Origin of the sequence: Bartonella sp. AA78NXGY (assembly GCF_042197005.1) — a bacterium.
In the GTDB taxonomy this organism is placed as follows: domain Bacteria; phylum Pseudomonadota; class Alphaproteobacteria; order Rhizobiales; family Rhizobiaceae; genus Bartonella.
Genome location: NZ_JBHIRI010000003.1, coordinates 61,353 through 75,533, shown reverse-complemented (window position 1 = coordinate 75,533; position 14,181 = coordinate 61,353). Strand labels below are relative to the sequence as shown.

10 protein-coding genes and 1 pseudogene are annotated in these 14,181 nt (G+C 37.5%); 6 read left to right on the top strand and 5 right to left on the bottom strand.

What is annotated here, in order from left to right; all coding sequences use genetic code 11:
* Positions 1-37: 37 nt before the first annotated feature.
* Positions 38-673: a thiamine diphosphokinase gene (locus tag ACFINL_RS02715; protein ID WP_375611734.1), complete on the bottom strand. Its 636-nt coding sequence runs from the start codon at positions 671-673 to the stop codon at positions 38-40.
* 147 nt (positions 674-820) lie between these two features.
* Between ACFINL_RS02715 and ACFINL_RS02710 the strand changes: the two genes are divergently transcribed.
* A complete protein-coding gene (locus ACFINL_RS02710) occupies positions 821-2,383 on the top strand; it encodes a M48 family metalloprotease (protein WP_375649843.1) in 1,563 nt (520 codons plus the stop codon).
* A gap of 308 nt (positions 2,384-2,691) precedes the next feature.
* Here ACFINL_RS02710 and ACFINL_RS02705 read toward each other — a convergent pair whose 3' ends face one another.
* Positions 2,692-3,603, bottom strand: a complete 912-nt coding sequence (locus ACFINL_RS02705) for an RNA polymerase factor sigma-32 (protein WP_015856975.1) — start codon at positions 3,601-3,603, stop codon at positions 2,692-2,694.
* 576 nt (positions 3,604-4,179) lie between these two features.
* On the opposite strand from ACFINL_RS02705, the gene ACFINL_RS02700 reads away from it, so the two are divergent.
* From ACFINL_RS02700 to ACFINL_RS02685, 4 genes are all read left to right on the top strand, one after another.
* A complete protein-coding gene (locus ACFINL_RS02700) occupies positions 4,180-5,760 on the top strand; it encodes a hypothetical protein (RefSeq protein ID WP_375649836.1) in 1,581 nt (526 codons plus the stop codon).
* Between the two features lie 21 nt (positions 5,761-5,781).
* The gene (fdxA, locus tag ACFINL_RS02695) at positions 5,782-6,123 is read left to right on the top strand and encodes a ferredoxin FdxA (protein WP_015856977.1); all 342 of its coding nucleotides are present in this window, start codon (positions 5,782-5,784) and stop codon (positions 6,121-6,123) included.
* 303 nt (positions 6,124-6,426) lie between these two features.
* On the top strand, positions 6,427-7,011 hold the full coding sequence (locus ACFINL_RS02690) for a CarD family transcriptional regulator (RefSeq protein WP_273790499.1): 585 nt from the start codon (positions 6,427-6,429) through the stop codon (positions 7,009-7,011).
* A 371-nt stretch (positions 7,012-7,382) separates the two neighbouring features.
* Complete coding sequence (locus tag ACFINL_RS02685) at positions 7,383-7,586, top strand: hypothetical protein (RefSeq protein ID WP_375649830.1); 204 nt, start codon at positions 7,383-7,385, stop codon at positions 7,584-7,586.
* Positions 7,587-7,918: 332 nt separating this feature from the next.
* Here the strand turns inward: ACFINL_RS02685 and ACFINL_RS02680 are convergent.
* Both ACFINL_RS02680 and rpmF read right to left on the bottom strand, forming a co-directional pair.
* Positions 7,919-8,668, bottom strand: a pseudogene (locus ACFINL_RS02680) (tyrosine-type recombinase/integrase); the annotation flags it as partial.
* Positions 8,669-10,269: 1,601 nt separating this feature from the next.
* The gene (gene rpmF, locus ACFINL_RS02675; RefSeq protein ID WP_005774555.1) at positions 10,270-10,449 is read right to left on the bottom strand and encodes a 50S ribosomal protein L32; all 180 of its coding nucleotides are present in this window, start codon (positions 10,447-10,449) and stop codon (positions 10,270-10,272) included.
* A 424-nt stretch (positions 10,450-10,873) separates the two neighbouring features.
* On the opposite strand from rpmF, the gene ACFINL_RS02670 reads away from it, so the two are divergent.
* Positions 10,874-11,776 carry a polyprenyl synthetase family protein gene (locus tag ACFINL_RS02670; protein WP_375621012.1) on the top strand — a complete coding sequence of 301 codons (903 nt, stop codon included), beginning with the start codon at positions 10,874-10,876 and terminating at the stop codon, positions 11,774-11,776.
* Between the two features lie 1,731 nt (positions 11,777-13,507).
* On the opposite strand, the gene ACFINL_RS02665 is transcribed toward ACFINL_RS02670, so the two are convergent.
* Complete coding sequence (locus tag ACFINL_RS02665) at positions 13,508-13,831, bottom strand: hypothetical protein (RefSeq protein ID WP_375611730.1); 324 nt, start codon at positions 13,829-13,831, stop codon at positions 13,508-13,510.
* Positions 13,832-14,181: the final 350 nt, after the last annotated feature.

Genomic DNA, 14,181 nt, shown 5'->3' with positions numbered 1-14,181 from the left:
CCCCCCCCTGCCTTATTCAAAATATATTGGAAGAGCTTTATGGAATAGGTACAGACGCTAACAATATAGCTTTTCCAGAACCTAAATAGCAAGAAAAGGTTCCACAAATACGGTTAGAAAGTGTTAAAGAAGAGCCAAATGACACATTTTTGTCACAAATTGGCCATTTTACCCCTTTAAGAGTCAAGCCTTTTAAATCAGAAAAGCCGATAATACTAAACAAACATCCCTTAGGCAAATCATACGAACAAGGTTTTGACAAAACCGGCCAACCTTCTTCCGAACCGCTTGTCAACAACACTGAAATACCCCTTTCAGCCATCATCAACGCTTGCGTCATATGAGAAAGGCTATGATCACTTCGCTCCCCTCCCAAAGCACCGCACAAAATAAGCTTTTTAGCGCCATTTTGCAGCGCTCTTTCACATGCCAGAGCACTATCTGTCATATCTTTATCAGAGGGAAAAACTTCACGCGGAACATGACTATATTGACGTATTAAGTTCTCATCTGATGAATCAAAGTCCCCTAACCACAACTCAGGCGTCACATTAAGCGCTGCCGCATGACGCATACCACCATCAGCAGCAATTACCCGACTGTTTTGAATTTTATTAAGCAAACGATCAGTGATATGAACATCCCCATTTAATAATATCGTAAATGTTGTCATGCCATACTTTGCCTTTCACAAAATCTTCTTTACAGTGCATCTTTTTATAAGTGAGAGTCATTTTTTATAAACAAAAAGCGTGATATAGCCAAACGAATCCTTATTCTTAATGCCTTTCTTAAAGAAACATACGATACAAAGATACAAATGCAATTTGCCAAATTACTCCGCAGAAATAATGTGCACCATGGTCCAACGCACCCCATTTTTCACCGCAATTTTCTTTTTCGCTCTTGCCTGTATAAAGCCACTCTCATAAGTTTAACGTTTCTCCTTTCAGCTTGTCATACACCCTTTTCTCAAAATGATAGGCTTTCTTCCACTTCTTCTAAAACGATCAAACGTACCAACAACCACAATATCTATGTCACATTAAGCGCTCTGCAACACCCACGTATTTTGCAAATGTATGGTGGCGCTTATCATGATGCAAAACTTGAACACCTTTTAGCAAAGATTGTCCGTAAACTAGCAGTTGCATCCCATAGTTCTCATCAAAACTATTCTGTAACAATTTTAAACTCAGAAACTATCAATGCTTTTGCGCTCCCCAACGGCTCGATCTACATCACTCGTGGTATGCTGGCATTAGCCAATGATTCTTCAGAAGTTGCAGCCATTTTAGCCCATGAGATAGCACATATCAGAGCCAATCATGGCATTTTACGCCTGCAAAAAGAAGCCCAATTAAAGATGACCAATCACATGTCTTCACGTCTTCTTTCTTCTATTGGCAAAAAACTTCATAACCCTATGCAAAACAAGCAACAACTCGCGCAATTTTCCCGCAATCAAGAGCTGGAAGCTGACTCCCTTGCGCTCGAAATGCTCCAACAATCAGGATATGATCCTTTTGCTTCACCGCGCTTTCTTCAAACAATGGAAGCCTATAGTGCTTTTCGTAATATTTCTGGCACCCAAAATGCCTCTCTAGATTTTTTAGCCTCCCACCCAACTACCCCTCAACGCATTCGGCTTGCGATAGAAAAAGCGCGTAAAATCAGTAAAGGGAATAGTAAAATATCCGATCATGATTCTTTTCTCAAAAGCATTGATGGCATAATTTTTGGAGGAGGCTTTTATACAGGTTTTGTACGAGGCAACCAATTTATTCACCCACAATTGCGCATAGCTTTTTCTGTTCCAAACAATTTTACAATAGAACATTCAGCACACACTGTTTGGGCCAGTGGACCAGATAAAATTGCGATTCGTTTTGACGCTATCCCACATCCTGCTGAAATATCTGCGAGTGATTATTTGAAAAGCGGCTGGATTATCGGTCTAGACCAATCATCTATCCGCCCCATCACAATTCAAGGACTTACAAGTCAAGGTTTTCAAAGCCAAAGTTTACTTGGAGCGCGGGCCCATGCTACCAATGATCAATGGCAATTTGATGTGGTTGTCATTCCATTCAACAACCACATCTTTCGTTTTTTGACGGCCGCTCCACATAATTCTCGAAATTTTGCAGAAATTGCCCAAAAAACGCTACAAAGCTTTCATTCTCTTTCATCTTCACAGTTAAAAAAATTGCAGCCCTTAAAAATCCGTGTTGTCCGTGTTAAACAAGGAGAAACCGTTGCCAATCTTGCAGATAAAATGCAATACACACCATATAAAGAAAAACTCTTTCGCATCCTCAACGCCCTCTCACCAACGCAAACTTTACCCGCAGGTACAAAAGTGAAAATTATTACAGAATAAGCCTTTCTTCTCATCCGTTACAGTTTTGATTCTTTTCTGTCTGTATCACGCCCTCCCCCTTAAAGCATATTCGAAAATAAAGAGGAACACTTTAAAATCCAACTTCATCATGCCTTTATAGGCCTCCGTGTGATACATATTTCCTCCAACTAACTGTGCCCCCTATCTTCCTCTGTTTATCAGTAGCGCCCCCAAGGAGGCATATTCCTAAACAAATATGAACACCCCCTAAAACTGACTTTATCATATTCTCATATGCCCCCACTTAATACATTCTCTTTCCTCCCCCCCCCAAAGCCTTTCACTGCTTATATATCGTAAGCATCTTCTGAATGAACCGTAAGGAGAGCAGAACGCAATTTTTGCAAAGCCCTAGCTTCAATTTGACGCACGCGCTCTTTCGAGATTCCTAACTTTTCACCCAAAACTTCAAGAGTCGCCCCCTCTTCATTTAAGCGACGAAAGCGAATAATTTCCAACTCCCGTTCGTTGAGAATTTGCAACGCATCGTAAAGCCATTGTGTACGCCGTTGACCATCAATGACTTGCTCAATTAAAGCATCAGGAAGAGGACTATCATCCACCAAAACATCCATCTTAGCAATGGGATTATCACTGTTCTCAGAAACAGAAACACTCAAGGAATTATCAGAACTGGAAAAACGAAAATCCATCGTTTCAACATCGCGCACGGAAACACCGAGTTTTTCAGCGATTGTGCGAAAAATATCCTGTTTTGACAAAGCACTATCATCTTGTATCAGTTTTGCACGCAAACGCCGAAGATTAAAGAAAAGTGCTTTTTGCGAAGAACTCGTTCCCCCTCGAACGATTGACCAATTTCGCAAAATATAATCTTGAATAGAAGCGCGTATCCACCACGTTGCATATGTTGAAAAACGCACTTCCCGATCAGGTTCAAAACGTGCAGCTGCTTCCAATAGTCCCACATACCCTTCTTGTACCAAATCCCCCAATGGCATTTTGAAACGTTTAAAGCGATTAGCAATAGCAATCACTAAACGCATATGAGCCGCTGCAATTTGATGCATGGCATCATCATCACGTTTGTCTTTCCACCGCAGAGCCAAATCATGCTCTTTTTGTCGTTCAAGATAAGGTGCTTGCATAGCAGAACGCATCATATTACGTCCTAAGCTTTTGTCTGCATCGCTATAATTTTTGCTGCTTTTATAAACAGCATTTGAAAGATTACCCATAATAACCCCTTGCGATTAAAATTATCAAAATTGATTTGGCAACGACATCATTGTTCTTCGCTTAAAAAGAACGCAAAAGTTGTTAACTTCTGTGACCACTACTTTAACGTGTAATTTTATAATCGCAATTGTTTTTTTTACTGTCATGGTAAAACTTCTTGACATAAGACACAATTTCACCTGCAAAATGCCTTTACAATATGCCTTTTAGCCTATGAAATATTTGAAAAAACTTTCTCTTCACTTTTCATGACAAAACAGCAAAAAAATAAAGTGATCATGCAAAAGAAATGCCGTTTTTTGATAACCGATTCCGTTTCCTTTTAAATTGAAGAATTTATTTATGCTTTTAGCTTTACAATACAACTAATAAGTGTAATTTGCAAATATAAAGCATCCAAACTGAATGAAACCTGAATGAAAAAAGAATCATTCAAGTTTTAAAGGCGCAAAGAAACAGCAAAAAATGACAAGAGTGATTGAAGCAAACGCAACAAACGTGTTAAAGAAAGAGCACCATTATGAAATTGTCGCAAAAAGCTTTTGACCAGTGTCACACTGAGAAAGAAAATGATCATGGATAGCAAGATTGTTCAAAAGAATGAGATTCTTCAAGATGATATTCTCATTGAAAAACACGGAAGGGGTAAATTTGAAGGTTTTCGTTTTTATGCCAACAAAAACAGTACCGATCAAATAGCTGAGAAGCAAATTTCAACAGAGAATGAGAATTTGATTCTTGCTTTTTCCAAACGCGCGACACGTTTTTGTGCTTCTGCAAATGGAGATTTTACCCTCAGTTCTGATGGAATTGTGCGCTGGATTGGTCAACCCGTAGGACAACTTGTAGCAACAGAAGATTTTTTCAAACCAAAACTGATTGTTTTAGCAGATGAACAACTCACAGGAGAATCCCGCAATAACGTTGTGAAACGATTAGAACGCTTTGTCACCTTTCATTTTGAAACGACTTTAAAACCCCTGTTTGATTTGCGCAATGCTGATAATTTAACGGATTCAACAAACAGTCTTGCTTTACAACTTTTTAACTCTTTAGGGATTTTACCACGCCGCGAAGTCTTAGACATTGTCAAAAACCTTGCGCAAGAATCACGTGCCGTTCTTCGGCGTCTAGGCGTGCGTTTTGGCGCTTTTCATATCTATGTTGCCGGAATGCTTAAACCTGCTCCGGTTCAAGCCATTACTCTCCTGTGGAATCTTCAAAATGCGGGACAAGATCAAACTGGTTTGGGTGAAATTTTTTCAGCATTATCTGCTGGTCGAACCTCTTTAATTGTTGACCCTAACTATAACCGCCAATTTTATCAATTAGCCGGCTACCGAATCTTAGGACAACGTGCTGTACGGATTGATATTTTAGAACGTCTTGCCAATCTCATCCGTCCCGCACTTCATTGGAAACAAGGAAGTGATCCCAGACCCGATGGAGCCTATGATGGCAAAAGTTTTTTTGTTACACCAGCCATGATGTCCATTCTTGGGGCCAACGGAAACGATATGGAAGAAATCCTCAAAGGACTTGGTTATCAATCGTACAGCATAAGCAATACTGTTTTTGAACAAAATCTCTTTGCACACCAAGCCTCTTCCCCTGTCAATAGGGCAATGCAAGATGTTCCTGCAGCAGAATGCGTTGGAAGTCAATGGCAAACAATAAGCGATTTAGAAACAACACGAGAAGAAAAAAATACCTCATTCCCAAACACTTCATCCTCTGGTATTGAAAAACATCTCCATAAAACCAATCGTTTACCAGCAGCTGAACCTGTTGGGAATTTCGCCAAATCCCCTCGCTCTACAGAAGAAGATAAAGTTATTTTATTATGGCATTATAGGCACCAATTTCACCACCAAGCACAAAAAAAACGTGATAAATTAGGAAATAAGTGGCAAAATAAATCGAAGAACGCTGTAAAAAAAGCGGAATACAAAAATGAAAATTCCCCTCAAGAAGCACCATCACAAGCAAAACGCTCTCATAAGTTCCACAAATCCCAAGGAAAACATGCAAATCATAAGCCCTTTCAAAAAGAAAAGCGCCTTAATCCTGATTCACCTTTTGCGAAACTAGCTGTACTACGCGATCAACTCACCAATCATAAAAACACGCACACACTTTCCTCTAAAGAGAATTAAAGTAACAAATGGAGTTTGATCTTGACCCACGTAGTAACCGACAACTGCATTCACTGCAAATATACGGATTGCGTTGAAGTCTGCCCAGTTGATTGTTTTTATGAAGGGGAAAATATGCTTGTTATTCACCCCGATGAATGCATCGATTGTGGTGTTTGCGTGCCAGAGTGCCCAGCAGAAGCGATTTTACCTGATACAGAACCAGGATTAGAAAAGTGGTTAGAACTCAATCTTCATTATGCAAACAAATGGCCTAATCTAACCACCAAAAAAGATCCTCTTCCTCAAGCAAAAGAAATGGATGGTGTTCCAAATAAATTAGAAAAGTATTTTTCAGAAAATCCAGGAAGTGGCGAAGAGTAATGATAAAGTGTACACTCTCCTCCTTCAACGATTGAAAGACTTCTCTTGTAAAAATAAAAAATCCTTAAGCGAAATGATTGATTCTTTTAAATTTTGATGTTAGTGTTATTTTAACATGATCATCTTTCTAAGTATTTTTCTTTGCTTGTTATAGTAAAGCGGTGTATTTTTTTTTGATTTAAAAGTACTCGGCTTTTATGCTCACTTAATTGGTACAATATACTTGGTTAAAGAAAACTCAACCCTCAGGTTTATAACCTGTTTTCCGATACATTTGTTGATCATAAGGGAGTAAACTAAAATATGGCATCCCAACATGGAACGTCTTCCAAGACCAAAGAATTTGCAACCTCTGAATATATCGTCTACCCTACGCATGGAGTAGGACAAATTATAGCGATTGAAGATCAAGAAGTTGCAGGACATAAATTAAAACTTTTTGTCATTCATTTCGCGAAAGATAAGATGGATGTCAAAGTCCCCATTGCAAAAGCCCTTTCCGTTGGAATGCGTAAATTATCTGCTAGTGATTCTGTCGAACGTGCCTTAAAAGTTTTACGCGGAAAAGCACGCGTTAAACGGACCATGTGGTCACGTCGTGCACAAGAATATGATGCTAAAATCAACTCAGGAGATCTTATTTGTATCGCTGAAGTGGTCCGTGATCTTTTCCGCTCTAATCTACAACCTGAACAATCTTACTCTGAGCGCCAACTTTATACAGCTGCTCTTGAAAGAATGGCCCGCGAAATTGCGGTTATTAATAGTCTTTCTGAAACAGAAGCTATCAATCTCATAGAGATGCATCTCTCCAACAAGCCGGAACGCGAGTTTAAAACTGAGAGAGAAGAAACAGATGAAAACAGTAAAGCTGTCTACGCTGCATAATACACTCTTTCATCATAATGATGATATTTCGATAAAACCAGCGAAAAGCTGGTTTTATTTTTTAACATCCTCTCTGCCCTTAAGGACAAAGTTTCTTAACCAGCGCCAATCTATAAACAATCTAACTTTTCGACAAATTCCTCTTCCTCATTTTCTTTCTTCATAGATAACAAACTGATTAATCATCATAATCTAGCATTATTCATTATTAAATTAGAATCTTGAATATGGTAAGATTTCTCATTTCAAATTTCTCTCATGTTGAAGCAATCAAATCACTTGCTTGTCAATCACAAGTGGAGTTGATCTGTGGGTAAAAACTGTACAAAAAGAGCGAGACACTGTCTCAAGCACCAAAGGATATACCAACATTGGAATCTGGCAAGATGTGTAAGGGCGGGGCTTGCTTTTTTATTAAGCGTAAAGATCATAGTGCCGTTTATACACTACACCGAAACTTTACCATTGCCCCCCTTCTACAAAACCATTGTAACATTCAAAAACGCCGTCATAAAATGGATGCCACAAATATTGAAAAATATTCCTTTAAAAAAATGCCTGACAGTACAACATAAGCATATTTTGTCTTGGGCGCTCTATTTTGCATGAGAAGCATTCCCCCCATTAAAGAACACGATAAAAAAAGCATGAACTAAAACCATCATCTCCATTCTGTAAAAGGCATTCCAAATACTTTTGAAAGCTGTAAAACTAACTTAAAAAATAACAATAAAAATGAACGTTAGCATTGCCCCTTTCAATTTCATATTTTTCCCAAATGAAGTTTCTTATTTCAGAAATTACGAGATATACGCAATATTCTTATTCCAATCGAACACAAAAAATCTAGAACGATTCATAGAACTCTTAAAAGTCTCAATCTCTATTTTAAACAGACCGCTAAAGATTGGATATTCTCAGCAGGAATTGTCCAGTTATCATCTTCAATCTGATCTTCACGAATATGACGCAAAGGATTAGTACGAACGCCTATCAGGACAAGCAAACGCAAAGCCAGTTATGTTATGTTTTACAGAGTAACTGATAAAAGGCAGTGACTTCTTTCCAATCCATGGCTAGTCTATTAATAGTTTTATGACGTTGCTTACCTTAAGAGCGCGCGTGCTTTTATCGTTGCTTGTAAATCAACATCCACACCCAATGCAACCGCATGTTTGAGACAAAAATTAAGACGCTTCAGTGCTTTATCTGCTGTTGCAGCTTTTGTATGCCAAATAGAGGCAAGGGTATTGCGTATCTCTGTTTGCGTAATCTCTGAAACAGGCAGACAGCCTAATTTGGGGAAAATATAAAGGTGTAAGGGTGAAAACCAATCACAAGCCTCACCATCATTTTTTAATTCAGCTTTACGGCTTTCAAAAGCATCCAACACGATATCTTTTAAATAATGGAGATTGCGCATTGCCTCACGCTTTTGTTTCTCACGTTCTTTAATGGGATCACGCCCCTCACGTAAAACAGCCCACCATCCAGTTGCCAATTCACGGGCTTGTTTTAAAAAAACATCTCGCAAGGCACCCAAGCCCATTTCACGGCGCCGACCATGAATGGTATAACGATAAAGCCATTGAGCACCACCATCTTTACGTTTATGAAGAAGCAAGCCGGCACCATCATTATATTTGCTAGCCCCCAATGTTGCGACAACCCTTGGCTCTTAAGACTCTTCATAAGAACCATTTTTAGTTCTTTCTTATACAAATTTTATCCACACACTCATCCCACTTGTGACGTGCAAACGAGTGGTTTTGATTGATTCTAGATAGAGAGATTTGAAATGAGTGAATCTTACGTTATTTGGGGTTCTAATTCAATATGAAAAACAATGAATTATATATATAAATCAATATGTTGTCTAGTGATGAACAGATAACAAAAAAATCATAAACTTAGGTAAGCAACACCATAAAATCATTCATAAACCAGCTATGAACTGGAGAGTCGTACCGGCTTTGATAAAATACTTTGCTCACCCCCACACATAACATATTTGGTTTTAAGTTTACTTATTTTTACAAGCTGTTCGCAACAAATCCCTTATATTCACAAAAATAAGAAAAATATATAGACAATTCTTAGTTCAAAAACATGAAAATACAGCGTGATATTCATAGAAAAGTCTCATGTACCTTTATCATAAAAAGCACTAAAGGTTATTGAATGTGTACACCTTCTGTCTTGTAACGGTTTTCTCTTTTCTGCTCATAAGAAAGCACGCTGGCATCAGCATACACTTAACCCCAATGTTACAACAATTCTTACATTTGAAAATATTCATTATAAACATTTTTCCTTTTTTATAGAGTTTTCACCCACATGCCAGCCCCACTTGTGACCGAAAAGCAAGTGATTGTCATTGATTCAACATGGGGGAAAATTTGAAATGAGAAAATCCTACGATAGACCTTCCATTCAAGGCGCAAAACAACAAATGATCTTTATAAATCAATGTGATGTCGATCTCTATTTTTTTAAGGAGAATCACATGTCACAATATAAGCCTATAGACAAACCATTGCCTTAAATATTCTCATAAAAAACACCGGTATGCTTAAAGCCTTACATGGATCAACCGCCTTAAACGACGATATTTTACGGTCTAATAGGATTCTCTCTACAGTCAATAAAGATTAAGTGCGATACAAAATGATTTTATTACTGAGCTAACTTATATCAATACCCAAGCTCTTAACGAAGTCATCATAAAAGACACTGATACAAGCAATCCCTTATAGCCTCTCAAGAAAACAAGAAAATCATCTCCCACAATAGAATCATTTCTCTACAGCAAAACTTTATCCCACACATGTTCTCAAGAAAAAGTGAAAAACGCATCTTACCCAATGCATTCACTAATGAAATAAAAGAAGTTCACCACTGGAAAAGAAAGAAAACGCTAAAGTTTTAACTACTAAAACGGAACATCCACGATACATTCCCTGTTCCACATCGATAGAAGACGATGCAAGGGAACCTCAACATTCATCTTAAAGCGAAAATGCACGCCCCAAGCGTGCATTGATCGATGAAATAAAAGAAGTTGACCTCTGGAAAAGAAAGAAAACGCTAAAGTCTTAACCACTAAAACGGAACGCCCACGATACATTCGCTGTTCCACATCGATAGAAGACGATGCAAGGGAACCTCAACATTCATCTTAAAGCGAAAATGCACGCCCCAAGCGTGCATTGATCGATGAAATAAAAGAAGTTGACCTCTGGAAAAGAAAGAAAACGCTCAGTCTTTAACCACTAAAACGGAACGCCCACGATACATTCCCGTTTTCAAATCAATGTGATGAGGACGACGTAATTCACCAGAATTTTTATCTTCGATATAAGTCGGCGCCTTCAGAGCATCAGCCGAACGGCGCATGCCCCTCTTCGCTGGAGAGGTTTTTCGTTTAGGTACAGCCATAAAAAGACACTCCAAATCCATTAAAACAGAAAAAGCAATGTCAAAAATGACAATGCTTCATTTAAAACACCATAAAATTTGAGGATATTATACACTGATAAAAAAGAAGAGGCAATGTCAAAATGATCCCCCTCTTACCAAAAATGACCTTCCTGTTATCAAAAATGGTGTCACAATAATCAAATGAATATCAAAAACACTGCAAAATTTAAGAATTTTATACACCAATGAAAGCTTTTTTATAAGCCCTTCATTCAATTTTTATTTGGTTTAAAAAGGGATTTGCGCATACAGTAGGGATACAGATAAAAAGAGAAGTTGTTTTTTAATAAAAAACGACGCCAATTTATGAAAACAAGAAAAAGCGACAACCTTTCTCTTTAAACTTCATAATTTCATTTTTGTAAAAACAAAGGAAGCAAGAATGCACGAATTTACCACCCTTCTTGCAAAACATGGACATACCGTTGAAAAGCGGCTTGATACCCTGTTAAGTGATCAAATCCAAAATGGTGAAATTTCACGCCCTAAAAATTTAATCAAAGCCATGCGCTATGGTGTGCTGAACGGTGGAAAACGCTTGCGTCCTTTTCTTGTAATTCAAAGTGCTGCACTTTTTGATGTCCCTGTAGAACATTCTCTTGATGTTGCGTGTGCCTTAGAATGTATCCATTGTTATTCGCTCATTCATGATGATCTTCCCGCTATGGATAACGATATACTCCGGCGTGGAAAACCCACCGTCCATATAGCATTTGATGAAGCAACAGCAATTCTAGCAGGCAATGCCCTCTTAACATTTGCCTTTGAAATCATTGCCCATAAAGCTAGTAATCTATCTACAGATATTAGAATCAAGCTGATCACGTCTCTTGCACAATCGGCAGGACTTGGCGGTATGTTAGGTGGACAAATGCTGGACCTTGAAGCTGAAAAAAGACCGCAAGAAAGTACTGACATCATCACTCTACAACACATGAAAACAGCAGCCCTGATAAGCTTTGCTTGCCAAGCAGGTGCCATCATTGGCAATGCATCTAAAGAATTAACTGAAAAACTTACTGATTTTGGGACCTATCTTGGTTTAGCCTTTCAATTAACCGATGACCTTCTTGATGTCACTGCCAACACGCAAACCCTAGGAAAAACGGCTGGGAAAGATGAAACGGCACAAAAAGCCACTTTTGTTCATCTTTACGGCATTAAAGAAACCCAAAAAAAGCGAGATACACTCATCAGTAAAGCAGAAGCATTCTTACATCCTTTTGGCGCTAAAGCACTCCCCCTCCAACAAGCAGCACACTTTAGTGCAATACGCCAAAATTAAACTTCATCCACCTATTGTACATAGTGTACACCGTCATATTTATTGAATGCATAATAGACTTTTCCAAGAAACATTACCATTAATCTCCATTATAGTCCTTATCATGAAATGGGTGCGACAAATCTTAAGAGGAATTTCATTAAAACAAGCCGCGTAAATTTATAACACAAATGCATTCTAGGTATCCTATTTTGCATGAAAAATGCCTTTCATTAAAGACTAAAAGAAACAAAATGTAAAACAATGCGTAATCACCATGTTTTAAAAGATATTACAGTGGGTAGTGGGTGCTTTAAAGCCGAATAAAAAACAACCGGAAAGAGAAAAACTCGTTTTCTCCTTTATGTCTTTAATCTTCTAACGATAAGGCAAAAAATAAACAGAATAAGTAATAAAACAAGGCATTTTATAAACCCGCAAAAAACAATAAAAATGCCGATTGGCTTTGTAGCCTTATCAAAGTCATCTGTTGTTTATTGCCAACCCTAGGAGTACACTGCCCTCAGTAAAGAGTCGTAATTTTTATGCCTTTCCACGCTATCTTGTTGTAAAAGATCAAATATGGTCACATTCTGTAAATTCACTCGTGTATTACTTGCTCTCTAAAAACACTTTTACAAAAGTGCTCGTTGTTTAGTTTAGGCATCATTTTTTTGAAGCTCGTATTTAAAATATCAGAAAAAAATGAATATAATGGCTATTTTGATTTTTATGCCACCCTCAAAGAACAAAGTCTTTTAATCCAATCTGCTCTGTAAACAGTCTAGTGTCCTACCGAGTAGGTTTCTCTCGTTTTCCACGCATGCGATTCACTTAAACTAAAGACGCAATAAACAAGACTTAAGAATATTCACCATACACTTCTTAAAATACTTAATGTATCAAACAAGATACCTTCACCACCCCTCAAATGACAGTATGTTACGGCATAACAGGATAAATAAAGCCATTAATTTCAATAGAACGAAAGACCAAAAAAATATTATTACCGATCTCTCTTTTCTTAGCAAGAAATATATAATACATTGATTTATAATGATAATTTGCGGTTTTTAACTTGAATAAGAACCCTGAATACCGTAAGATTCTCTCATTTCAAATCTGTGTATGTTAAATCAATCAAAATCACTTTCTTGCACGTCACAAGCGGGAAAAGCCGTGTGGGGCAAAACATCAAAGAAAAGACTAAAAACTGCCTCTTATGAACGTCTTAAAAGCCAAGGGCTGTCCGCAACATTAGGGGCTAGCAAAGTGAATAATTGTGTCGGCATGCTCCTTCAAAAGAAGAAACATTTTTATTTACAAAAGTGTGTAATAACTTCAATTGAATAATAATCATGATCACTGTACAACTTTAATTCATCACGCTCTTTATCTCGTTTATTCAATTCATCACATAAAAAGAGAATTGATAAGATAAACAGAGAATGATCATTGCAACAGAAAGATAAAAAAGTCCTTATTATTATATATAATAGCGCAATCTAATTTGTGATAAGTAGTTTTTTCAATCCAAGTGCAAATTTCCTCCTTTAAGTGCAATTTTCTTATTAAGATGAAAAGCATCATTGTAAGTGAACCTATGCCTGTTGTAAAAGCTGGAAAATATGTCCACCTTTTGAAGCCATAATAAAAAAACATGCAACATGGCCAAGAAAATGCCGCAATTATCAAGAGTATTATAGCCATTGAATATCCTTCGAGAGAATTTTTCTCATTATCCATTCAATGTCATTTGTAAATTCTTCTTGGTTTCATCATGTCATATATCGTGTTTAGCTCTATGCAAAAACGCGCTATTTGTTTAACATTTTCATCATCACCGGTCCTCATACTCGACACGAGATCAATCATTTGTGTTTTGAAACTCATGCCATTTTCACTTGAAGAATTAAGAAACTTTTTCGCGTAATCAATCATGGGGTCGGTAGAATTCATAGACATATTATAAGCCCAGATAAAATCGCTTTCTCTCCAATTATAGTCATAACGCAAACTGCTTATGACATTGAGTAACATATCTGCTGATATCCATTCATTATAATCACCACGCAATAAATTAACAAAACGTCCACATAAAACAATCAGTATGTGACGATGCCGTATAATGTCAAACTTTGGTACGATATTCTGATAGCCACGGCTATAGACGAAATTTCTTGCTTGTTCTTGCTTTTGAAAATGTTCAAAAGCCTCGTATTTTTCACTTATATATTCTTCGTAAAGTTTATTATACTACTCTAGACTATCTACGCGCGTACATCCCAACAACACAGATACAAAAAAAGAGTTATAAATGTTACAACACGCGTTATGGATAACGATTTCATCGCTTTACCTTTTAATGACCATAATTTGTACGGCTTAACAGATTCCTATCAAATATATCAATATATGCTGTTTTC

Coding starts and splice junctions, on each gene's coding strand:
- ACFINL_RS02715 (WP_375611734.1), bottom strand. CDS start 673: ATGACAACATTTACGATATTATTAAATGGGGATGTTCATATCACTGAT.
- ACFINL_RS02710 (WP_375649843.1), top strand. CDS start 821: ATGCAATTTGCCAAATTACTCCGCAGAAATAATGTGCACCATGGTCCA.
- ACFINL_RS02705 (WP_015856975.1), bottom strand. CDS start 3,603: ATGGGTAATCTTTCAAATGCTGTTTATAAAAGCAGCAAAAATTATAGC.
- ACFINL_RS02700 (WP_375649836.1), top strand. CDS start 4,180: ATGGATAGCAAGATTGTTCAAAAGAATGAGATTCTTCAAGATGATATT.
- ACFINL_RS02690 (WP_273790499.1), top strand. CDS start 6,427: ATGGCATCCCAACATGGAACGTCTTCCAAGACCAAAGAATTTGCAACC.
- rpmF (WP_005774555.1), bottom strand. CDS start 10,449: ATGGCTGTACCTAAACGAAAAACCTCTCCAGCGAAGAGGGGCATGCGC.
- ACFINL_RS02670 (WP_375621012.1), top strand. CDS start 10,874: ATGCACGAATTTACCACCCTTCTTGCAAAACATGGACATACCGTTGAA.